General features: G+C 47.1%; 21 protein-coding genes. 3 read left to right on the top strand and 18 right to left on the bottom strand.

The window, feature by feature from the left end; translation table 11 throughout:
* Nucleotide 1: 1 nt before the first annotated feature.
* Genes KFE96_RS10120 through hppD form a run of 3 tightly spaced genes read right to left on the bottom strand, consistent with a single transcriptional unit; the run spans nt 2 to nt 2737 of the window.
* Nucleotides 2-1009: a fumarylacetoacetate hydrolase family protein gene (locus tag KFE96_RS10120; RefSeq protein WP_255832487.1), complete on the bottom strand. Its 1008-nt coding sequence runs from the start codon at nt 1007-1009 to the stop codon at nt 2-4.
* A gap of 36 nt (nt 1010-1045) precedes the next feature.
* On the bottom strand, nt 1046-1594 hold the full coding sequence (locus KFE96_RS10115; RefSeq protein WP_255832486.1) for a VOC family protein: 549 nt from the start codon (nt 1592-1594) through the stop codon (nt 1046-1048).
* A 54-nt stretch (nt 1595-1648) separates the two neighbouring features.
* Entirely contained in the window at nt 1649-2737 is a 1089-nt protein-coding gene (gene hppD / locus KFE96_RS10110; RefSeq protein WP_247018640.1) for a 4-hydroxyphenylpyruvate dioxygenase, read from the bottom strand.
* Nucleotides 2738-2862: 125 nt separating this feature from the next.
* On the opposite strand from hppD, the gene KFE96_RS10105 reads away from it, so the two are divergent.
* Nucleotides 2863-3315, top strand: a complete 453-nt coding sequence (locus tag KFE96_RS10105) for a MarR family winged helix-turn-helix transcriptional regulator (RefSeq protein ID WP_247018638.1) — start codon at nt 2863-2865, stop codon at nt 3313-3315.
* An 11-nt stretch (nt 3316-3326) separates the two neighbouring features.
* Here the strand turns inward: KFE96_RS10105 and KFE96_RS10100 are convergent, their stop codons facing one another.
* Both KFE96_RS10100 and ald read right to left on the bottom strand, forming a co-directional pair.
* Entirely contained in the window at nt 3327-4295 is a 969-nt protein-coding gene (locus tag KFE96_RS10100; RefSeq protein ID WP_255832485.1) for an asparaginase, read from the bottom strand.
* 24 nt (nt 4296-4319) lie between these two features.
* On the bottom strand, nt 4320-5438 hold the full coding sequence (ald, locus tag KFE96_RS10095) for an alanine dehydrogenase (protein ID WP_255832484.1): 1119 nt from the start codon (nt 5436-5438) through the stop codon (nt 4320-4322).
* 165 nt (nt 5439-5603) lie between these two features.
* Here ald and KFE96_RS10090 point away from each other — a divergent pair, with 165 nt between their 5' ends.
* On the top strand, nt 5604-6071 hold the full coding sequence (locus KFE96_RS10090; protein WP_247018632.1) for an Lrp/AsnC family transcriptional regulator: 468 nt from the start codon (nt 5604-5606) through the stop codon (nt 6069-6071).
* On the opposite strand, the gene KFE96_RS10085 is transcribed toward KFE96_RS10090, so the two are convergent.
* The 3 genes from KFE96_RS10085 to KFE96_RS10075 form a co-directional block, all read right to left on the bottom strand.
* A complete protein-coding gene (locus tag KFE96_RS10085) occupies nt 6068-6487 on the bottom strand; it encodes a disulfide bond formation protein B (RefSeq protein ID WP_255832483.1) in 420 nt (139 codons plus the stop codon). The two genes, KFE96_RS10090 and KFE96_RS10085, sit on opposite strands and share 4 nt — an antisense overlap.
* A gap of 95 nt (nt 6488-6582) precedes the next feature.
* Nucleotides 6583-7581: a cysteine synthase A gene (locus KFE96_RS10080; RefSeq protein ID WP_255832482.1), complete on the bottom strand. Its 999-nt coding sequence runs from the start codon at nt 7579-7581 to the stop codon at nt 6583-6585.
* Nucleotides 7582-7757: 176 nt separating this feature from the next.
* Nucleotides 7758-9521 carry a DUF885 family protein gene (locus tag KFE96_RS10075; RefSeq protein ID WP_255832481.1) on the bottom strand — a complete coding sequence of 588 codons (1764 nt, stop codon included), beginning with the start codon at nt 9519-9521 and terminating at the stop codon, nt 7758-7760.
* 86 nt (nt 9522-9607) lie between these two features.
* Between KFE96_RS10075 and KFE96_RS10070 the strand changes: the two genes are divergently transcribed.
* Nucleotides 9608-10609: an isoaspartyl peptidase/L-asparaginase family protein gene (locus KFE96_RS10070; protein WP_255832480.1), complete on the top strand. Its 1002-nt coding sequence runs from the start codon at nt 9608-9610 to the stop codon at nt 10607-10609.
* 41 nt (nt 10610-10650) lie between these two features.
* On the opposite strand, the gene KFE96_RS10065 is transcribed toward KFE96_RS10070, so the two are convergent.
* The 10 genes from KFE96_RS10065 to KFE96_RS10020 all read right to left on the bottom strand — a co-directional run bounded on the left by KFE96_RS10065 (nt 10651) and on the right by KFE96_RS10020 (nt 21910).
* Nucleotides 10651-12399: an ATP-binding protein gene (locus KFE96_RS10065; RefSeq protein ID WP_255832479.1), complete on the bottom strand. Its 1749-nt coding sequence runs from the start codon at nt 12397-12399 to the stop codon at nt 10651-10653.
* 81 nt (nt 12400-12480) lie between these two features.
* A complete protein-coding gene (locus KFE96_RS10060; protein ID WP_255832478.1) occupies nt 12481-13239 on the bottom strand; it encodes an SDR family NAD(P)-dependent oxidoreductase in 759 nt (252 codons plus the stop codon).
* Between the two features lie 8 nt (nt 13240-13247).
* Nucleotides 13248-14951, bottom strand: coding sequence for a long-chain fatty acid--CoA ligase (locus KFE96_RS10055; protein WP_255832477.1), 1704 nt, complete (start codon nt 14949-14951; stop codon nt 13248-13250).
* A gap of 33 nt (nt 14952-14984) precedes the next feature.
* A complete protein-coding gene (locus KFE96_RS10050) occupies nt 14985-16052 on the bottom strand; it encodes a hypothetical protein (RefSeq protein WP_255832476.1) in 1068 nt (355 codons plus the stop codon).
* Between the two features lie 85 nt (nt 16053-16137).
* Nucleotides 16138-17112: an NADPH:quinone oxidoreductase family protein gene (locus tag KFE96_RS10045; RefSeq protein WP_255832475.1), complete on the bottom strand. Its 975-nt coding sequence runs from the start codon at nt 17110-17112 to the stop codon at nt 16138-16140.
* A gap of 60 nt (nt 17113-17172) precedes the next feature.
* Nucleotides 17173-18354: an acetyl-CoA C-acyltransferase gene (locus tag KFE96_RS10040; RefSeq protein WP_247018612.1), complete on the bottom strand. Its 1182-nt coding sequence runs from the start codon at nt 18352-18354 to the stop codon at nt 17173-17175.
* An 11-nt stretch (nt 18355-18365) separates the two neighbouring features.
* Nucleotides 18366-19286, bottom strand: a complete 921-nt coding sequence (locus KFE96_RS10035; RefSeq protein WP_255832474.1) for an SDR family NAD(P)-dependent oxidoreductase — start codon at nt 19284-19286, stop codon at nt 18366-18368.
* 30 nt (nt 19287-19316) lie between these two features.
* A complete protein-coding gene (locus KFE96_RS10030) occupies nt 19317-19775 on the bottom strand; it encodes a MaoC family dehydratase (RefSeq protein ID WP_255832473.1) in 459 nt (152 codons plus the stop codon).
* A gap of 105 nt (nt 19776-19880) precedes the next feature.
* Nucleotides 19881-20669 (bottom strand): SDR family oxidoreductase, encoded by a 789-nt coding sequence (locus KFE96_RS10025; protein WP_255832472.1) that lies wholly within the window; start codon nt 20667-20669, stop codon nt 19881-19883.
* A gap of 8 nt (nt 20670-20677) precedes the next feature.
* On the bottom strand, nt 20678-21910 hold the full coding sequence (locus KFE96_RS10020; RefSeq protein ID WP_255832471.1) for an acyl-CoA dehydrogenase family protein: 1233 nt from the start codon (nt 21908-21910) through the stop codon (nt 20678-20680).
* Nucleotide 21911: the final 1 nt, after the last annotated feature.

Raw genomic sequence — 21911 nt, 5'->3', positions numbered from 1 at the left:
CTTAGCCTTTCACCACAGTTTGCTCAATAGCACCAAAGATAGATGCGCCGTCTTTATCAAACATTTCGATGCGAACTTTATCACCGAAAGACATAAAGTTTGTGCTTGGTGAGCCGTTCATGATTGTTTCGATCATACGGATTTCCGCAATACAGCTATATCCAACACCACCTTCTGAAACTGGTTTACCTGGGCCACCATCAAGCTTGTTGGAAACTGTACCAGAACCAACAACAGCACCGGCACCCAGCGGGCGTGTTTTCGCAGCGTGTGAAACAAGCTTCGCGAAATCGAATGTCATGTCTACACCAGCTTCAGGTTTACCGAACATGTCGCCATTCAGGTGAGAAACAAGCGGCAGGTGCACTTTGTTATCTGTCCAAGCATCACCTAATTCATCGGGAGTGATACACACCGGGCTGAACGCGCTTGATGGCTTTGACTGGAAGAAACCAAAACCTTTTGCAAGTTCACCTGGGATAAGACCACGAAGGGATACATCATTCACCAGCATCAAAAGCTTAATGTGCGACCCTGCATCTTCATGGCTCACGCCAAGCGGTACATCATTCGTGATAACAGCAATTTCTGCTTCAAAATCAACGCCCCAACCATCTGTCGTTGGGAATACGATATCTTCACGCGGGCCAAGGAATGTATCGGAACCACCCTGATACATCAGAGGGTCTGTCCAGAATGTCTCAGGCATTTCAGCATTGCGTGCTTTGCGAACAAGTTCAACATGGTTCACATATGCGGAACCATCAGCCCACTGGTAAGCGCGTGGCAGTGGCGATGCACAATCTTCCTCACGGAATGCCTCGCCTTCAATCGCACCTGAATTCAGGCTTTCGTATAAACCACGAAGACGCGGTAATACCGCATCCCAATCATCAATCGCAGCCTGCATTGTTGGCGCAACTTCTGCCGCAGATGTCATGCGTTTCAGGTCGCGGGATACAACAACCAGTTTGCCGTCGCGGCCTTCATTAAGTGAAGCTAATTTCATTGGTATCTTCCCTTAGAATTCTTTTTATCAAACAGCTTATTCTTCGTGTGGCTTGAACTCACCGCGTCCATGAACCCAATCGGCATGGTTTGGTGCTTTTTTTGTTCTAGACCATTCTTCCAGCATTTCGGGTGCAACTCGTTTCAATTCTTTGTGCATACCCGGCTGTGCCGTGTTGGCTGCGAGTTCCAGCCTGTGGCCGTTTGGATCGAAGAAGTAAATAGATTTGAAAATCGTATGGTCCGTAGGCCCCAAAACATCAATGCCAGCTGCCTCAAGGCTTTCTTTAGCCGCAAGAAGCGCATCCATATCTTCCACCTGAAATGCAATATGCTGCACCCATTCTGGTGTGTTACCGTCACGGCCCATCTCAGGCTGTTCCGGTAGCTCGAAGAACGCAAGTACATTGCCGTTACCAGCATCAAGGAACAAATGCATATATGGATCATAAGCGCCGGTTGAAGGCACATGGTCTTCCGCAATCGCCAGCTGGAAATCCATATTCATATGCTTTTGGTAAAATTCAACTGTCTCTTTTGCGTCCTTACAGCGGTAAGCAACGTGGTGAATACCTTGCAGTTTCATTTTGAGGCCCTTTCAAACAAGAAACCCCGGCGCCTAAGCTCCGGGGTGAACTAATTACTCAGCAGCGTTACCTGTATCTAGAACACCGCGCGCAATCTGATCACGCTCAATAGATTCGAACAGCGCTTTAAAGTTACCTTCGCCGAAGCCATCATCTTCTTTACGCTGAATAAACTCGAAGAATACAGGGCCAAGTACTGTCTCAGAGAAAATCTGCAAGAGTAGACGAGGCTCACCACCTTCTGTTGTACCATCAAGCAAGATACCACGAGCCTGTAGTTCATCCGTCGGCTCACCGTGACCTGGAAGGCGCTCTTCAAGCATCTCATAATAAGTTGTTGGAGGCGCTGTCATAAACTTAACGCCGTTAGCTTTCAAGCGATCCCAACATTCAATCAGGTTATCACATGAGAATGCGATATGCTGAATGCCTTCGCCGTTGTATGCCATCAGGAATTCTTCGATCTGACCGCTACCACCAGCTGCTTCTTCATTCAGCGGAATACGGATTTTACCGTCAGGCGCTGTCATAGCCTTGGAAACAAGACCTGTATATTCGCCTTTAATATCGAAGTAGCGGATTTCTTTGAAGTTAAACAGCTTCTCATAGAAATCAGCCCAATAAGCCATACGGCCGCGGTACACATTATGTGTTAGGTGGTCAATTACATTGAAGCCACAACCAACTGGGTTACGGTCAACGCCCTCAATCCACTCAAAATCGATATCATAAATTGTCTGACCTTCTTCAAAACGATCAACCAGATAAAGTGGCGCACCACCAATACCCTTAATCGCAGGTAGACGAAGCTCCATTGGCCCTGTAGGCACTTCAACTGGTTGAGCACCAAGTTCAAGAAGTTTGTTATAAGCAAAGTGCGCGTCTTTAACGCGGAAGGCCATACCACACGCTGATGGGCCGTGCTCTTCCGCATAATAGTGTGCAGGGCTCTTAGGCTCATAGTTTGTGATAAAGTTAATACCGCCCTGACGCCAAAGTGAAGCGTCCTTCGAACGGTGGTTCGCAACCTTTGTGAAGCCCATTGCTTCGAAAAGCGGCTCAATAATGCCCTTTTCTGGTGCTGTAAATTCTACGAATTCAAATCCGCATAGGCCCATTGGATTTTCAAAAAGATCTGACATGACTCCACAACTCCTCCAGTGGCATGTAGAAAGGGATTCGGTGTTTGGTTAAAAACACCTTTGAATTAAGTTGCGATCATATTAGTTACAAACGAAACTAATTGCAAGAACAGCATGAGGCCGTAATGGAAAAAAAGCAAAATGGTGCGTTATATCTGGGCGAATTTCTACCTTACCGTTTGTCGGTTTTATCGAACCGAATAAGCCAGGGAATTGCCGCTCAATATGAAGAACGCTTCCAATTAAGCCTTCCAGAATGGCGCGTTATGGCTGTTGTCGGCGAAGAACCTGAATTATCTGCCGGACAGGTCGCTGACCGAACTGCAATGGATAAAGTAGCTGTATCGCGGGCTGTGAATAAACTTATTGATGCAGGGCGCTTGGAACGTAAATTTTCACCGGAAGACAAGCGCCGTTCGGTGCTAACGCTATCAGACTCGGGCATCGAGATTTACAAGCAAGTTGTTCCGATCGCCCTTAATTACGAAGCGGACATCATCGAAAAGCTATCGGATAATGAATTTAACACCTTAAATTCACTCCTAATGAAACTTGAAGCAATCCAGCTCAAAACGTAGAAGAAGGAAGCTTAGCCAAGCTTCCTTACCGCCTCAATAAAGCGTGCTTTTGCAGTTCCTGCATTTTCCGCAAGCAGCAAAGATAAAAGGATACGGGCCTTACGGCCTTTTAGGTATCCAGAAGGCAAAAGCCCTCTGTTAAGCAAATCGATTTCTGCGCCTTTATAACCGTATGAGTTTTCAAGAACAGGTCCTTCAGTGATCCGTGTCGAGAGCACTACCGGCATTTCGCGTGCCAATTCTGCCGCGGCATCAGCCCAAGCTTCAGACAGATGCCCTGCTCCAAAAGCTTCAATTACCATTCCCTTAAAACCAAGATCAGGCGCCTTTTCGATGAAAACAGGCTCCAAATCCAGTACAGCACTCACTAACGCCACTGATTCTGGTTCACAAAATTCAATATCCGCGATTGGTTCAACCACCCGTAACGTGCGAACCTCGCCTTCAATTATACGGGCTACAGGGCCAAAGCCGCGGGAAACAAAAGCCGAAACCTCTGCCGTATGCTCTTTTGCTACAAGCGCAGGATCATGAAGTTCCGTATTCATCAAAAGTGAAACACCGTTCACTTCACCGCTGGCAGCCGCCAGCACCGCATTATAGAGATTAGAAGGCCCATCAGCGCCAGGTTGATTTGGTGTACGCATAGCGCCTGTGAACATAAGCGGCTTATCACCCTTATAAAGTAAGCTTGCGAGAAAAGACGTCTCTTCGAGCGTGTCTGTACCTTGCGTAATAACCACACCGTCACAGTCAGCGGCTTCAGCGCGCCTGCACACATCATATATCCGTTGAAAACTCAGGTTGGCACTGCCAACAGCAGCCAGAGTTTCGGCTTGGATTTCTGCAATATCAGTGAGAGAAGGCACTGCATCCACGAGGGATTTTGCATCAAGTGAAGGCACAACCCCGGCGGTTCCCGGGGTCATGGCGATTGTTCCGCCAAGGGCGAAAATTTGTATGAGCGGCATCTTTTCCATGCCGCCCTTGTAGCTTATTTTCCGTTACGCGCCAATAACTTCTAGTGCAGGCACATAATCAAGGTTCTGATCACGAGCAACAGCTTCATATGTGATCTTACCTTCACAAACATTTAGACCTTCTAGAAGGTGTTTGTCGTCTTTAAGTGCCTGTTTCCAGCCTTTGTTAGCAATGGCTACGGCATGCGGAAGTGTTGCGTTATTAAGTGCCAGCGTAGATGTACGTGCCACACCGCCCGGCATGTTAGCCACACAGTAATGCACCACACCGTCAACATTATATGTTGGCTCTTCATGTGTTGTCGCTTTTGATGTTTCGAAACAACCACCTTGGTCAATCGCTACGTCAACCAGCACGCTACCGCGAGGCATACGAGAGATCATTTCGCGCGTCACAAGCTTCGGTGCAGCAGCACCCGGAATAAGAACCGCACCAACTGTAAGGTCAGATGTAAGAACCGCCTCTTCAACAGCATCCTGTGTTGAATAAACAGTTTTCACAGAGCCTTTAAAGATATCATCAAGCTGCTGCATACGGCGGATTGAACGATCCAGAATTGTTACATCAGCGCCCATACCAACAGCCATGCGAGCGGCGTTTGTACCAACAACGCCACCTCCAATAATCGCAACTTTCGCAGGAGCAACACCAGGTACACCACCAAGAAGCATACCACGGCCGCCTTGGCTCATTTCAAGAGCATGTGCACCAGCCTGGATAGACATACGGCCAGCAACTTCTGACATTGGCGCAAGCAGTGGCAGGCCACCAAAATCATCAGTTACAGTCTCGTAAGCGATCGCAATCGCGCCTGATTTGATTAGGCCTTGTGTTTGAACTGGGTCTGGAGCCAGGTGAAGGTATGTATAAAGAATCTGGCCTGGGCGAAGCATTTCGCACTCAACAGGCTGAGGCTCTTTTACTTTTACAATCATGTCAGCTTTTGCGAAAATTTCCTCCGCCGTTTCGATGATTGTTGCACCAACAGCTTCATACATTTCATTACTGAAGCCAATTTCAAAACCTGCATTATGCTGAACAATCACTTCATGACCGTTCATAATAAGCTCACGTACAGATGCTGGTGTTAGACCTACACGGTATTCACGGTTTTTAATTTCCTTAGGAACGCCAACTAGCATTACCCACCTCCAAATTACTCAATTTAACTGACTAAGCTTCCCGCTTGAATTCGTGATGCAAACTTATAGAAAAAGCCTCGCAATGTCCTTGCAAAGGCAATCACAATTTATTAAAATTTTGCAAGATATTACGAATAAACCGAACCTATACGCAAGATTTCACCAATGATAAAACTAGATAAGATTGATCATGCGATTTTGGACACACTCCAAAAGCAAGGAAAACTCTCAAATGTTGAGCTGGCAGAAATTGTTGGCCTTTCTGAATCTGCCTGTTTGAGGCGCGTTAAAAACCTTCACGAAAAAGGTGTAGTAACCCACTATGCTGCACACCTGGATGCAAAGGCCATCGGCCTACCAGGCACAGTATTTGTTCGGGTATCACTGGAAAAACAGCAGGAAGAGCGCTTAAACGCGTTCGAAGAAGCTGTGAAAGATGTACCAGAAGTAATGGAATGCTATCTGATGGGCGGCGATGTAGACTATATGATCCGCGTGGTGGTCAAAGACGCGCCTGATTATGAGCGCGTCCACAATATTCTTACACGGCTACCCGGTGTTGCTCGGGTTCATTCAAGCTTTGCCTTGCGCACAGTGCTTAAGCGCACAAGGCTACCGCTCCAGAAAAGTTAGTCTTCAGTTTCTTCTATTTTAACAGGCTCTTTTGAATACAGCAGACAAACAAGCGCTGTGATGATGAAAAGTGCGCACCCTGATAGCAGGAAGGAATCAATATAGATACGTTCGTTAAACTCAAACGTTCCCGCGGATACCTTCTTCCAGCCGTTAAAGTGCTGCATAGAAGCAACCACTGCCCCCAGGAAACCAACAACAGCACCAATATATCTGAGTATCCAGTGCCGTGGGTTCGGCATAATCAGCAAAATTCCTAAAAGACCAATAACAGTTCGCTGCGTGCGGCAGTATGGACACACATAAACAGCACCTGAAAGATCACTCCACCAAGCAACAATACTGATAGCAATAGCGATAAAGCCGATTAAACGCAGACGACTAGAATAAGTCTCTAAATCAAATAAATGCTGCATTTCATTTCCCTCAATGAATACATGAAAGCGTTATACAATAACTATTCACGAAGGAAATGAAATGTAAATCTGCAATTAGTTATAGGAAATTTTACTTATAACCATCCCGGAACAGGTAAATTCTTACTACGCAAGAACTCAGGGTTAAACATTTTTGACTGATATCGAAGACCGCTATCACAAAGAAGCGTTACAATCGTATGACCTGGGCCCATCTCACGTGCGAGCTTAATAGCGCCAGCCACATTGATGCCAGACGAAGATCCAACACACAGGCCCTCTTTCTTCAAAAGATCAAAAGCAATCGGAAGGGCTTCATCATCAGGAATTTGGAAGGCATGATCAACTGGTGCTCCATCCACATTAGCCGTAATACGGCCCTGCCCGATACCTTCTGTAATAGAACTACCTTCTGATTTCAGTTCACCCGTTTTAAAGTAGCTATACATCGCCGCGCCCATAGGGTCAGCAAGGCCAATCTGAATATCTTTATTAAATTCCTTGAGGCCAATCCCAGTACCCGCAAGCGAACCGCCAGAGCCAATAGCAGTAATAAAACCATCAACCTTACCATCAGTCTGCGCCCAGATTTCACGAGCTGTTGTTTTAATATGCGCTTCGCGGTTTGCCACATTGTCAAACTGGTTTGCCCAGATAACACCATGCTGCTCAGAATCAGCCAATTCTTCAGCAAGGCGTTTCGCCACTTTTTGGAAGTTATTGGGGTTTGAATAAGGTGCAGCAGGTACAAGCTTTAACTCAGCCCCCATAACACGCAGGGTATCGATCTTTTCCTGAGACTGAGTTTCAGGCATCACAATCAGGGTTCTGTAACCTTTTGCATTTGCAACTACAGAAAGCCCAATTCCTGTATTACCGGCGGTTCCTTCAACGATCAAACCACCTGGTTCTAGAAGGCCTTTTTTTTCAGCTTCTTCTACAATATTCAGCGCAGGGCGATCTTTTAGTGAACCTCCGGGGTTTGCATACTCCGCCTTACCAAGAATGGTACAACCCGTTAGCTCTGATGCATATTTGAGCTTGATAAGCGGGGTATTACCAATGGCAGCGATTGCACTTGTTTGGTCAGACATAAAAATCTCCGGGGTCACAAAAAAACTCTATGTGGGCACCCCTCTCATATTTTCAATGCATTATTCAACTAATAAAAATGTTATATGGAAATATTTTTCTAACAAATCAGAAAATTAATCTATTCAGAATCGAAAAGGCGGCTCTAGCCGCCTTTTCCAAAACGATACGCACTATGCTATTCAGCTGTTGCCTTTGCAATCCAGCGGTCAATACGTCTTTCAAGCAGATATAGCGGAATGCCACCAGCTGCCATTACCTGATCATGGAAATCACGCACATCGAACTTATCACCTAATGCTTTGGTAGCACGGGCACGAAGTTCCAGGATTTTCAGCTCACCCATTTTATACGCAAGTGCCTGCCCCGGCCAAGAAATATAGCGATCCACTTCAGCACGGATATTATGCTTCGAAAGCGCCGAATTTTCTTCCAGAAGTTTAATAGCCTGTGCCCGTGTCCAACCTTTTGCATGCATGCCCGTATCAACAACAAGGCGGCAAGCACGCCACATCTCATAACTTAAGCGGCCAAAATGATCATAAGGTGTTTCATATACCCCGATCTCTATACCCAACTTTTCTGAGTACAGTCCCCAACCTTCACCGTATGCATGCGGATACATGCCAAGGCGGAATTCAGGTACGTTCTCGAGTTCAAGCGAAAGCGCTGTTTGCGTATGGTGGCCTGGTGCACCCTCATGAAGTGTCAGTGCGGCAAGGGTATAAAGCGGCCGCTTATCAAGGGCATATGTGTTTACCCAGTAATATCCACCACGTGGTGCATCAAGTTCTGCTCCAACATAACGGCCTGTTGTATAGTTTGGTGCCAAGCTCGCAGGAACAGCTTCAACACCATAAGGCTGACGTGGTTGCTTATTGAAGAATGCAGGCATTCGGCCATCAATAATTTTGGCATAATAACTGGCATGCATTAACAGCTCTTTTGGTGTTTTCACATAGAACTGTGGGTCTGTGCGCAGGAATTCAAGGAATTCAGCAAACGTCCCTTCAAACTTCACATCTTTAATAATTTGTTCCATCTCAGCACGGATGCGCGCCACTTCACGAAGGCCCAGTTCATGCACTTCATCAGCCGAGATATCAACGGTGGTATAAAACTTCACCATATCTTCATAGTAAGCTCGGCCCCCTGCCTTTTTACTGGCTGCAATCTCTGTTGTCGCATTCGGGTAATAAACCTCACGCATATATTTTGAGAGATCCCTATACGCTGCAATAACCTTATTTTCGATAATGTCCTTTGCTTTCACCCTCAGTTCATTTTTTTCCGCTTCATTTAATACGCGGGACATTTCCTTGAAAGGCGTATAAAAACTGCTGCTCTCTGCATTATCAGCAACGAGAGCGTCAAAGGTTGGTAACAAACCATCCAGCACCACCTGCGGCATGGTAAAGTTTTCATCCAAACCTTTCTGAAGGTTCTGGCGGTTTTCTTCCAAATAGTTTGGCAAATCCTCTAACTGGGAAAGATACGCGTTATAATCTTCAACCAATTTAAAGTTCATATTACGGTACATTCGCGCAGGCGCAGTATGAAAACCACTGTCTGCATATAACGGCATCCGCCAGGCATCATGTTTGTTAAACACCAAATAGCTGTTCAAGTGATACCGCATCAGTTCCGCATTTAATCGGTCAGCTTCATTCAGTGTACCCAGGTCAATATTATCCAACTCAGCCAGAAGGACAGACCATGCTTGGGTTCTGCGCCGCTGGTCGGCTTCGCTTTCGCCCCGCATTTCATACGCTAATTTACGTGGAGCATCCTTTGGGCCCGTACCCGGGTTTTCCGCATAATGGATTTCACGCTCTTTATTGATAATGGCTTGAAGTGCCGCATTTTCCGCATCCTGTGCAGAAATGCCTACGCTTAACAAACCGCAGCCAGCCAGCAACGCAGTTTTTAAAAGTGCCCGCATTCTGAGTTCCCCCTCATTATTGAAAGCTATTGTGTTTTTTCAAACGATGCTCGACAATTAAGGTGCTGTCAAATGGAGGGACACGTATGTGGGTTAAAATATTTTCAATAGTAGCATTACTTTTGTTTGTTTCTTATGAGGGATTCGCAAAAACTGAACGCCCTGAATATATCATGGTTATCCACGGAGGCGCTGGAAACATTACACCAGAACGCCTGACGAAAGAACGTGAAGCGAAAATCCATGCTAAACTTAACGAAGCCCTTCTGGCCGGTGAAACCATTCTTAAAAATGGTGGCAGCTCAATGGATGCCATCACTGCAACGATCAAAATCCTGGAAAATTCTCCGCTCTTCAATGCGGGCCGAGGAGCTGTGTTTGCGGCAAATGGCAAAAATGAGCTCGATAGCAGCATTATGGACGGTAAAACCCTGAATACAGGTGCTGTATCTGGGGTTCGGAATATCAAAAACCCTATCACACTCGCACGTGCGGTTATGGAAAAATCTGTTCATGTGATGATGCAGGGAAAAGGTGCTGAAAAATTCGCGAAAAAACACGATATCGAACGCGCACCAGATAGTTATTTCCGCACTGATGTTCGTTGGCAGCAACTTTTGCGCGCTAAAGCCAATGAAAAAGCACAACTTGATAATCCTGTAGATTACAAATTCGGTACAGTTGGTGCTGTTGCACTTGATAAACACGGCAATATTGCCGCAGGTACTTCAACAGGTGGTATGACAAATAAATCCCATGGCCGTGTAGGCGATAGCCCAATCATAGGCGCTGGTACATACGCCAACAATGAAAGCTGCGGTGTATCAGGCACAGGGCACGGTGAGTATTTTATTCGTGCAACTGTCGCTCGCAATATCTGTGCGATGATGGAATATGGTGGTCAATCCCTAAAGGAAGCCGCTGACGCTGTAGTTATGAAACAGCTGGTAGAAATGGGTGGCAGTGGCGGTATTATCGCTGTTGATAAGGACGGCAATTATGCCCTCACCTTCAATTCAGCAGGCATGTACAGAGGGGTGGTCGCCAGTAACAAACCTGCAACGACCGCACTTTACGGCTCAAAATAATTCAAAATAAAAAAGGCAGAGTATCAACTCTGCCTTTTCTTTTAGCCTAATTCTTCCAATAGAGAAGACAAGGGATCATCCTTCTTCTCTATCAGTTCTTCCTTGATACTAATTTCTTTTACTGGTTTAGGAGCCGCGGGTTTCTCAGCTTTTTCCAAAGCAAATGTATGGATCTCTTCGCCCAACACTGTGTTCATCACCGTTAACAGGCGCCCTTTATTCACAGGCTTGGTAACAACATCTTCCATTCCTGCCGCTTTAAATTTCTCTAACTGCTCAGGGAAAGCATCTGCGGTACAGCCAACAATCGGGATTTTAGCTTTATCACCATCCATTGCGCGGATCCATTTGGTGGCATCAATACCGCCAAGAACTGGCATATGAATATCCATAAGGATCATATCAAAATCTTGGTTTTCAGCTTCGCTGCACGCTTCTGCACCATTAGAAACCACCATGACATCGTGACCAATTTTTCCAAGCATACTGGCAAGAATTTTCTGGTTAATCACATTATCATCAACCACGAGAACTTTAAGCTTCTTGCTGATTGCAACGCTTGAAATTGTCACGGCTTGATTGAGCTCATTATCAGCAGGTAAATCATCCACAGAACCTGCTTTACACTTAAAGGTAAACCAGAAAGTGGAGCCCGCGAGCTCCCTGCTTTCTACGTTAATTTCACCGCCAAGCAAGGTCACCAATTGCTTACAGATCGCCAGACCAAGACCCGTTCCACCAAATCGGCGTGTTGTTGAGGCATCTGCCTGCATAAACTTCTGGAACAGCTTCTTCTGCGCTTCTTCCGAAATACCAATACCAGTATCTGTTACAGAAACTTTGATAGTATGTTCACCCTGCACGGTATTTACGTGTTCAGCGTTAATTTCCACCTTCCCAACTTCAGTGAATTTAATGGCATTCCCAAGCAAGTTAAAAAGAATTTGCCGGAGACGCGTTGGGTCAGAAATAATAACTTCGGGGATCTTATTGGAAGAATTCCAGATGACGTCGAGGCTTTTTTCCTGAGCCTTGGAACCAAGGAACTGTACAGCATCAGCAATAACCCAATCCAGCCTTGTGCCTTGATAATCCAGTTCAACCTTACCCGCTTCAAGCTTAGAGATATCAAGGATATCATTAATTACCGCCAGCAGACTTTGGCCAGACTGTTGTAGTGTTTCCGCGAAATAGCGCTGATTTTCATCAAGTCGTGTATCCGAAAGCAGGTCGATCATGCCTATAACACCATTAAGCGGTGTTCTGATCTCATGGCTCATCGTAGCTAGGAATTCTGATTTAGCAATATTCGCCGTTTCCGCAGCATCGCGAGCTTTTGAAAGCTCGTTCGCAAGTTTAGCAAAAGCTTCTCGCTGCTCTTTCAGAACAGCTTCATTCCGGCGCTTATCCTGCACTACTTGTTGAAGGTTTTGTTCGATTTCAGAGAATTCTATCAACCGGGCCTTTGAGCGTACCGCGGCTTCTTTCACTGCGTTTAACGCTTCATGAAGGTCGGGCCTATCGGCCAACTCTAAATCCTCAGAAGCTTCGTGGGAAAAATCTCCTTCAAGATATGCAGCGATTGCATCAAGGAAAGCCCGTTCAGGACGCACAGTAAAGCGTTCAAGCACCATCTGCACCAGAACACCAGACAAACTACCAACAAGGCCAGCGGCAAGAGCGGGCAAATACCCCAACATTTCTCCACTAACCAAAAAGAATGCGAGCGCAGCACTCAATACACCCGAAAGCCCTGCGACCCAAGGAATTGCTCGTAAAACTCGTTTCATAACACCCAAGTATTAAATTAATCAGCTTGAGACTACGGTTTAAATGTTAACGAACAGATAAAGTCTGACCAAATTAGTATTTTAAAATTGTACCCTGTTTGTGAAGCCGCCGTCGACCACCATATTGGTTCTCGTAACCCAGGATGCTTTACTACTTGAAAGGAATAAAACAGCGTTCGCCACTTCCTCACATGTCGCTAATCTACCTTGCGGATGTCGTGCTGCAACGGCCTTATACATATCGGGTTGAGAACGTTCAACGTCACCCCAGAAACCATCATCCACATGCACTGGTCCTGGCGATACACTATTCACCCGCACACCATGCGGAGCAGCAATTTCACCCAATTGGCTTGCGTATGTAATAAGGCCTGCTTTCACTGTATTATAGGGTGACGGACCTCCGCCAGAGCCTTCAAGACCAGCAATACTGGCAATGACGGTAATAGCACCACGGGATTGAGCAAGGTGAGGTACAACAGCTTCACAGCCGCGTACCGTTGCCATAAGATCAACATCAAAGGCTGCTTTCCAGCCTTCTTCGCCTGCGTTTGCACCACCACTTACATTGGGTACAAATACATCAAGGCCACCTAGTTCAGCGATAGCAGTGTTAATCCAACTTACGTAGGCATTTGGGTCCGCGACATCACAAGCGCTACCAAAAACCTGATAGCCCTTGGATTTAAGATCAGACACTCTCGCCGTTACTTCATCCTGATTTCTGGCACAGAAGGCAACAGTGGCGCCTTCGGCTAAGAAACCATCAATGATTGCGGCACCAATACCACGGGTTCCGCCTGTTACCAGAACCCGCTTTCCCTTAAACCCAAGATCCATAAAGTATCCTATTCTGCGGCTGCACCGCGCGCATCATCTCTCAGTTCACGACGAAGAACTTTCCCGATCGGAGATTTAGGAAGTTCATCAATGAACCTGATTGTCTTGGGTCTTTTGTAATTAGTCAAATGTTCTGCACAGTGTTCATGCACTTCCTCTTCAGAAAGTGATGGATCACCTTTCACGATATAGGCAACAACACGTTCACCAGTTTCATCATCCGGCACCCCAACAACTGCGGCCTCACCAACTTTATCAAAATTGGTCAGAACGTCCTCAACATCCGCTGGATATACGTTAAAGCCGGAGACAATCACCATATCCTTGATACGGTCAACGATAGAGAGATAACCCTCGTCATCGATCATACCTACATCACCTGTGCGCAGCCAGCCATCTACAATAGTATCTGTCGTGGCCTGCTCGTTATTCAGGTAACCTTTCATGATCTGAGGGCCTTTAACCCAAATCTCGCCAGCCTCATTACGGCCGAGGGTTTCCCCAACATCGCTCACAATACGCACTTCAGTACCCGGTACAGGAATACCGCATGTACCGCGCTTTGGTGGTTTATTGAACGGCATGGAAGATACAACACACGTTCCTTCAGTCAGGCCGTAACCTTCATAGATAGCGGCCCCTGTCATTTCTTCCCAAGCTTCAGCTGTAGCAGGCTGCAGCGGCGCAGCACCAGAGAAACACAGACGCAGGTTCTTGGGCGGATTTGATTTAAACCACTCTTCCTGCATCAAGCCGATATAAAGGGTATTAATCCCTGGCAGGATAGTGATGTTAAATTTCTCGAAAACCGGCTTTAGGTTAGAAAGTGGCCTTGGAGAAGGCACAAGCGCTACATGCGTGCCTGAATACATACAGTTCAGCGCACCAACCGCCAAAGCATATACGTGATAAAGCGGCAAGAGCAGCATCATACAGTCGTTCTCATCCTGCTCCGGAGCATCATCCCGCTTTTTAGACTGTGAGATATTCCCCACCACATTCCTGTGGGTAAGCTCAGCCCCTTTACTGCGTCCCGTTGTACCGCCCGTATATTGGTAGATCGCCACATCATCGAGCGTTAGGTTCCGCATGTAATAGGCCAGATCAGCGCCAGCATCCACGTGCTTAAGCCCCGTCTTAATAACACTCGCCATCGTACCTGCTGCATCACCCTCGAAAGCTGGAACAATCTTCTTCACATAGCGCATAGCAAAACCAAGCAGTGCTTTCTGAACCGGCGGGAAGAAATCAAGCACTGAAAGCTTATAGATACGTTCCACATTGGTGCCTTCGGTAGATTCCTTAATACGGTCACCAAATACATCAATGACAAACCAAACCTTCGCACCGCTATCCTTAAGCTGGTGATTGGTTTCATCCGGCGTATAAAGCGGATTCACATTCGTGATGGTAAGGCCTGCTTTAAACACACCAAAAGCCAGAACAGGATATGCCAGTGCGTTTGGTGACTGGATCGCAACCACATCACCGCGGCGTAAGCCAAGCTCTTCCCGCAGATACGCAGCTACGGCATCAGAATATCTGCCTAGTTCTTTAAAATTCAGTGTTTGATAATGGCCTGTTGGCAAAATACAGCTAAACGATGGCTTTTCACCATGTTCGGCTACCGCATGGTTCACCATATCCCCCATGTGGTTCGCCAGCATATCTGTTTCATCAAACGGTACGTCACTTAAAAATGGTGCACCCATTTTCTTCCCTTCTTCCCAACACGAACGAATAAACTATTGCGGCGCTGCCTCCATACGCGCCAGAAGCATATCGGGGTTATCGAGGCACGCTGCAAATTCATCAGCTAATCGTTCGCTTTCATTGATTACAATCGTCCAATAGGCCAGTCGATCATCATCGGTCATATCTGTGAAATTGTTCCGATCTGGAATTTTTCCACCCGGCAGCGTCTGCACAAATTCGTCAGATGGTGCCAATAGTAAAGTTTGATCCCAGGTTGCGCCCGTCGCACGGCGCTTTTTATGGCTTTTATCAAACCACCCGGGGATAATATGCCCATAAAAGTGTGGGTAGAGAACAATCCCCTCATCCAGCTTCCATGGTATATCAAAATGGTAATCAATTACACCGCCATCACGGTAAACACCTTCCGGAGCCCCTTTGATATTAACAATAGGGTCTGCAACAAAAGGTATGGAACCACTCGCGAGCAGCACATCGGCAAGAATACCTGGTGTTAGCGTCACATCTTTGCGGCGGAAATCATCCCATGCGCTACTGCACGGCACTCCTTCGCCTGAATGAAAAACCACACGGTCAAAAAACTTCGCCAGATGGGCACGATCCACAGCATTAGCACCCGCAGATGCAAGAATAGCAGCGCCTTCCTTGAATTTGGAACTATCGCTGCGCATGCCCCGTGACCGCACGGTCACAATATTCAAATTACGCTTCGCATTCGCCGTAATCTTTTCAGCCTCACCGCCTTCGAAAAGACGATCAAGAAACTCGTAAGAACTTCGAGTAAGCGCCTCAGGCGTTTTGGCATGCTCTGAACGAAACTCAAAATACTGGGATATGAATTTTTCAATAAAAGGACCTGCATCGGGATGCGCTGCACTTGTCATTCGCCATGCGCCAATGCTGGAGCCAACAAGATCAATGGTGTGATCAGAACCTGCGAGCCACTTCCCGAACAGAAACTTATCAAGCCCGAGAAGCACAAGCCACTTTGGCCCGCCCGACGCACCCACAACCATACGCACCAATTCTGGTGTCAGGCCGTGTTCTTCAATGCGTTTTTTTGCAGTATTTCCTGCAATAAGGCGAAGGGCGTTCATATGCTTCCCACTATCGTTGAAAAAACAAAATATCCGCCCTTCGGCAAATTTCAAGACCAATGAGTCCAGAAATTGAAATTAATTATTATGGCGTCAGGATAACCTTACCCTTAGCCCTGCGTTCCGTAAGGCAAGCGTATGCTTTTTCTACCTCTTCAAGCTGGAACACATCGTTTACAGAAGCACGTACTTTACCGCTCGCCACCATGCCTAGTATCTCAGTCATGTTCTGGATCTGATCAGAAGGATTCGCGCGCGCCCATGCACCCCAGAATACACCCACAAGCGAAGCCTGCTTCAGAAGGCATAAATTCAGCGGCACTTTCGGAATATCACCGGCGGCAAAACCAATCACCAGATGACGACCATTTGGCGCCATTGAGCGGAAAGCTGTCTCAGTATAATCACCACCAACGGGATCATAAATTACATCAACACCTTTGTCTTCTGTGATTTCCTTAATACGGCTACGAAGGTCTTCTGTTGAATAGTTGATCAATTCATCTGCGCCAGATGCTTTACAAAATTCAAGCTTTTCATCAGTACTAGCTGCCGCAATTACCTTTGCGCCCATAGCCTTTGCAAGCTCAACAGTCGCGATGCCAACACCGCCTGCGGCTCCGAGCACAAGAACAGTTTCACCAGCCTGAAGCTGGGCACGCTGTTTGAGCGCATGATAACTAGTGCCGTATGTAAGCGTAATACCAGCCGCCATTTCAAAAGAAAGCCCGTCTGGCATTGGGATGGCCGTAATTGCAGGTACCATTACTTTTTCAGCAAAAGCCCCCGTCTGGCACATAAAGATAACTTTATCGCCTTCCTTAAGGTGCGAAACGCCTTCACCAATGGCAGATACAACACCAGCGCCTTCACCGCCTGGTGTAAACGGCATTTCCGGACGGTGCTGATATTTACCCTGAATAATCAGCGTATCTGGGAAATTAAGGCCCGCAGCCTTTACATCAACAACCACATGGCCCGGCGCTGGTGCCGGATCAGCCACATCTTTAATTACCAGCTTATCAGCAAGCCCCAGTTCCTCACAAAGAACAGCTTTCATGCCCTAAACCCCTTCAAAAAATACAAGAAGGGCGACAACAGCCGCCCTTCCCCATAAAACCTATGCTACCTCAAAGAGGCCAGCAGCGCCCATACCGCCACCTACACACATTGTGCAGACAACATATTTTGCACCGCGACGCTTACCTTCGATCAGCGCATGACCAACCATGCGTGCACCAGACATACCATATGGGTGACCGATGGAAATTGCACCACCATTTACATTGAGTAGCTCATTAGGAATACCAAGTTTATCACGGCAGTAAAGAACCTGTACAGCAAATGCTTCGTTCAATTCCCAAAGGCCAATATCATCCATAGATAGACCGTGGTTTTTAAGAAGCTTTGGAATAGCATACACCGGGCCAATACCCATCTCGTCAGGCTCAAGACCCGCTACAGCAATACCGCGGTAGAAGCCAAGAGCATCAAGGCCTTTTTTCTCTGCTGTTTTCGCGTCCATCACAACAGCGGCTGATGAACCATCAGAAAGCTGGCTCGCGTTACCGGCTGTAATAGTACCACCTTCAATCACAGTTTTCAGGCCAGAAAGACCTTCGATTGTTGTTTCTGGGCGATTACCTTCATCTTTTTCAAGGGTAACATCATGGAATGTCATTTCCTTGGTTTCTTTATTCACAACGGCCATTTTTGAAGAAATCGGCACGATTTCATCATCAAACTTACCAGCTTGCTGCGCTGCATGTGTTCGCTGCTGTGATTGAAGACCATATTCATCCATTGCTTCACGGCTAATACCGTAACGCTCTGCCACCACTTCAGCTGTTTGAAGCATTGGCATATGCATATGCGGGTGCATTGCTGTAAGGCTTGGATCAACAGCCTGAAAACGGTTCATATGCTCGTTTTGCACCACAGAAATACTGTCAAGGCCACCACCAACGGCAACATCCATACCGTCATACATCACCTGCTTTGCAGCCGTTGCGATCGCCATCATGCCTGATGAACACTGACGGTCGAGTGTCATGCCAGAAACTGTTGTCGGCAAACCTGCACGCATAGCAGCCAAACGGCCAATATTTGAGCCAGATGAGCCTTGTGTGAGCGCACAGCCCATGATCACATCTTCAACTTCACCACCATCGATACCAGCACGCTTAACTGCATGCTCAATAGCATGGGCGCCAAGTGTTGGTGCAAGAGTGGCATTCAGTGAACCACGGTAAGCACGGCCAATTGGGGTACGTGCGGTTGATACAATTACTGCTTCACGCATCTGAGGTCTCCTTAACTGATTTTCACGCCAAGGGCCTGAGCCGCTTTGCCGATAAATTTCATGGATTGCTGGCCACCCTGGATAAGTTCCTGTTGGCCTTCTGGATTATTGATATCGCCCATCGCAGCACGCACATTTTCTGGTGTCTGCTCTTCTGGTTTCAGGTAAACACCCTCTGTTTCATAGATAGCGGCTTTTGCATAACCACCCGAACCAGCACAAAGGATTGTACGGTTCGGTGCTTCATCATCACAAAGCGTGAGAAGACCCGCCGTTACAGATTCCGGCGTCGACAGATCAAGCGCAGCTTGCGGTAGAAGGCCTTCTGTCATCCGGGTTGCCGCCATTGGCGCCAGGCTATTTACATGAATGTTATATTTCTGCCCTTCAAGGCACAGAGTATTCATGAAACCAACAAGACCAAGTTTTGCAGCACCATAGTTTGACTGACCGAAGTTACCGTACAGACCAGAAGACGATGTCGTCATCACAATACGGCCATAACCCTGCTCACGCATGATTTCCCAAACCGCTTTTGTACAAGTTACAGAACCCATCACATGAACTTGCATAACGAAATTGAAATCATCCAGTGTCATTTTCGCAAAAGTCTTGTCACGGAGTACGCCAGCGTTATTTACGAGAATGTCGATGCGGCCCCATTTATCCATGGTCTTCTGAACCATGTCCGCCACCTGCGCCTCATCACATACGTTAGCACCGTGCGCAATCGCTTCACCGCCCGCATCGATAATTTCCTGCACAACAGCTTCAGCTGCAGCGGAAGAACCACCTTCGCCAGTTACATCACCACCAAGATCATTCACCACAACCTTGGCACCGCGTGCAGCCAGTGCAAGAGCATGTGAACGACCAAGGCCACCACCAGCACCAGTTACAATCGCAACCCGATCATCAAAACGAATACTCATTAAATCTCTCCAACCAATCGGTATAAATTCTTAGACAAAAACCATGGTCAACCACTCAGCGATAAGCGCCGGATGCTGTTCACCATTAATTTCTACTGTCACTTCATTTTTCAGCAGCAGGCGGTTACCCGGCTTTTCTGTTACTTCAACAAGCTTCACACGAGCACGGATTTCGCTATCCACTTTCACAGGTGAAAGGAAGCGTACTTTTTCCGTGCCGTAGTTCACGCCCATTTTTGTTCCTTCAATGCTGAGCATTGAACTTGTCGCAAGGTGTGCAAGCATGGAAAGTGTTAGAAATCCGTGTGCGATTGTAGTGCCAAACGGTGTTTGGGCCGCCGCTTCCGGATCAACATGAATGAATTGGTGATCCAGTGTCACATCAGCGAACTTATTGATGCGGTCCTGATCAATCAGGAACCAGTCTGACACACCAGTTTCCTTGCCGATGTAATCTTTAAGCTCTTCTTTTGAAACAGTTTTACTCATTATTCCCTCCAAATCCCCAGATTCGAGTATAGATTCAAGAAACTTTCATAAGCCATTGTTACGAATCATTTATTTAAAACGAATCAAATTAATTCGATCGATTCGTTACGGTAATGCAGACATGCCTCCGTCAAGCGGAATGATCCCACCAGTGATATAACTGCCCGCTCGTGAGGTAAGCATCAGAAGAACACCTGCAATATCTTCACCCGTACCAACTCTCCTAAGCGGCACAACAGATTCCATTGCTTTCCTGCGCTTCTCATCCTCTGTGATATGGGCCATCATCCGGCTCGGGAAAGGCCCTGGCGCGATTGCGTTCACTGTTATGTGGTCTACAGCCAGCTCGTGAGACAAGATCTTGGTAATATGGTGCACGGCCGCTTTACTCGCACCGTAGCTATAAGCCATATTTGAAACTGTACGCGTTCCCGCAACAGAACCTAGGTTAATAACACGCGCAGGATCATCTGCTTTACCAGCTTTTTTCAGCATCGGATGCAATAAGCGCGTAAGATCAGCAACCGCCGTTACATTAAGCCTTAATACATCATCCCATTTCTGGCGTGGGAATTCCTCAAACGGAGCGCCCCATGTCATACCTGAATTATTCAGCAGGATATGCAGTTCTAGTTCCACACTCTTCAGGTGGTTTGCCAGTTCTTCTGTCCCCTCACCTGTTGAAAGATCAGCGGAAAGCGCAATAACACGCCCGGGACCAATTGCATTCAGTTCATCAGCAATCGCCAAGCAGCTATCAAGGCGACGAGAAGCGATATAAACCTTACAACCCGCTCTCACGAGCGCCTCAGTTGCCATCGCTCCGATACCTGAGCCGCCCCCTGTGACGAGAGCGACTTTACCTTCAATATTATAAAGTTTGGAAATATCCATCGGCAGACTTACACGCTGTTCGAACGGTATTTCTTCAACTCAGTACGCGCAATCACCATCCGGTGTACGGCATCGGGCCCATCTGCGAAACGAAGCGTACGCTGACCGTGCCACATAGATGCTAGTGGGAAATCCTGACTAATGCCGCGCCCGCCATGCATCTGCATCGCTTCGTCAATCACTTCAAGCGCCATGCGAGGTGCCTGCACCTTGATCTGCGAAATATATGGCTGCGCAGCCTGCGTGCCGATTGTATCCATCATATAAGCAGCCTTCAGGCATAGCAGACGGGTCATCTCAATGCTGATACGTGCTTCCGCGATGATATCATAGTTAGCACCAAGTTTCGCAAGCGGACGACCAAATGCTTCACGTGTTGTTGCGCGCTTACAGAGTAGATCAAGCGCACGTTCAGCAGCACCAATAGAACGCATACAGTGGTGAATACGGCCAGGGCCCAAGCGGCCTTGGGATACTTCGAAACCACGACCTTCACCAAGAACGAGATTTTCTTTTGGTACTTTTACATCAGTGAAACGAATGTGCATATGACCGTGCGGTGCATCATCATGTCCGAACACCATCATTGGACGCAGAATTTCAATACCCGGCGTACCAGCCTCTACAAGGATCATGCTGTGGCGGTTCTTACGCGGTGTATCTTCATCACCCGTTTTCACCATTACAACATAAACCGCACAGCGTGGATCACCAGCGCCAGAAGCCCAGTATTTCTCGCCATTCAGCACATAGTGATCACCATCAAGCTTTGCACTCATTTCAAGATTTGTGGCATCAGACGAAGCAACATCAGGCTCTGTCATCAAATAAGCAGAACGAATTTTGCCTTCGAGAAGCGGCTTCAGCCATTTTTCTTTGTGCTCATCAGTGCCGTAACGCTCAATTACTTCCATGTTGCCCGTGTCTGGCGCGCTACAGTTAAATGCCTCAGCAGCGATATGCGACCGGCCCATTTCTTCAGCCAGATAAGCATATTCAACAGTTGTAAGGCCATAACCTTCTTCTGAATCTGTCAACCAGAAGTTCCAAAGGCCGTCTTTTTTTGCTTGTGCCTTGAGTGTTTCAAGGATTTCAGTCATCCGCGGTGTAAATTCCCAGCGGCTGCCGCCTTTGCCAATTTCATGATGATATTCATCTTCAACAGGCACTACATGTGTTTCGATAAAGTTACGGACCTTATCGCGCAATTCAGTTGCGCGTGGAGAAAGACCTAAATCCATA

Origin of the sequence: Kordiimonas sp. SCSIO 12603, assembly GCF_024398035.1 — a bacterium.
In the GTDB taxonomy this organism is placed as follows: Bacteria; Pseudomonadota; Alphaproteobacteria; order Sphingomonadales; family Kordiimonadaceae; genus Kordiimonas.
Note: the sequence above shows the minus strand (reverse complement) of the source record. Positions and strands in the feature narration are given on the sequence as shown.

Coding starts and splice junctions, on each gene's coding strand:
- KFE96_RS10120 (WP_255832487.1), bottom strand. CDS start 1,009: ATGAAATTAGCTTCACTTAATGAAGGCCGCGACGGCAAACTGGTTGTT.
- KFE96_RS10115 (WP_255832486.1), bottom strand. CDS start 1,594: ATGAAACTGCAAGGTATTCACCACGTTGCTTACCGCTGTAAGGACGCA.
- hppD (WP_247018640.1), bottom strand. CDS start 2,737: ATGTCAGATCTTTTTGAAAATCCAATGGGCCTATGCGGATTTGAATTC.
- KFE96_RS10105 (WP_247018638.1), top strand. CDS start 2,863: ATGGAAAAAAAGCAAAATGGTGCGTTATATCTGGGCGAATTTCTACCT.
- KFE96_RS10100 (WP_255832485.1), bottom strand. CDS start 4,295: ATGGAAAAGATGCCGCTCATACAAATTTTCGCCCTTGGCGGAACAATC.
- ald (WP_255832484.1), bottom strand. CDS start 5,438: ATGCTAGTTGGCGTTCCTAAGGAAATTAAAAACCGTGAATACCGTGTA.
- KFE96_RS10090 (WP_247018632.1), top strand. CDS start 5,604: ATGATAAAACTAGATAAGATTGATCATGCGATTTTGGACACACTCCAA.
- KFE96_RS10085 (WP_255832483.1), bottom strand. CDS start 6,487: ATGCAGCATTTATTTGATTTAGAGACTTATTCTAGTCGTCTGCGTTTA.
- KFE96_RS10080 (WP_255832482.1), bottom strand. CDS start 7,581: ATGTCTGACCAAACAAGTGCAATCGCTGCCATTGGTAATACCCCGCTT.
- KFE96_RS10075 (WP_255832481.1), bottom strand. CDS start 9,521: ATGCGGGCACTTTTAAAAACTGCGTTGCTGGCTGGCTGCGGTTTGTTA.
- KFE96_RS10070 (WP_255832480.1), top strand. CDS start 9,608: ATGTGGGTTAAAATATTTTCAATAGTAGCATTACTTTTGTTTGTTTCT.
- KFE96_RS10065 (WP_255832479.1), bottom strand. CDS start 12,399: ATGAAACGAGTTTTACGAGCAATTCCTTGGGTCGCAGGGCTTTCGGGT.
- KFE96_RS10060 (WP_255832478.1), bottom strand. CDS start 13,239: ATGGATCTTGGGTTTAAGGGAAAGCGGGTTCTGGTAACAGGCGGAACC.
- KFE96_RS10055 (WP_255832477.1), bottom strand. CDS start 14,951: ATGGGTGCACCATTTTTAAGTGACGTACCGTTTGATGAAACAGATATG.
- KFE96_RS10050 (WP_255832476.1), bottom strand. CDS start 16,052: ATGAACGCCCTTCGCCTTATTGCAGGAAATACTGCAAAAAAACGCATT.
- KFE96_RS10045 (WP_255832475.1), bottom strand. CDS start 17,112: ATGAAAGCTGTTCTTTGTGAGGAACTGGGGCTTGCTGATAAGCTGGTA.
- KFE96_RS10040 (WP_247018612.1), bottom strand. CDS start 18,354: ATGCGTGAAGCAGTAATTGTATCAACCGCACGTACCCCAATTGGCCGT.
- KFE96_RS10035 (WP_255832474.1), bottom strand. CDS start 19,286: ATGAGTATTCGTTTTGATGATCGGGTTGCGATTGTAACTGGTGCTGGT.
- KFE96_RS10030 (WP_255832473.1), bottom strand. CDS start 19,775: ATGAGTAAAACTGTTTCAAAAGAAGAGCTTAAAGATTACATCGGCAAG.
- KFE96_RS10025 (WP_255832472.1), bottom strand. CDS start 20,669: ATGGATATTTCCAAACTTTATAATATTGAAGGTAAAGTCGCTCTCGTC.
- KFE96_RS10020 (WP_255832471.1), bottom strand. CDS start 21,910: ATGGATTTAGGTCTTTCTCCACGCGCAACTGAATTGCGCGATAAGGTC.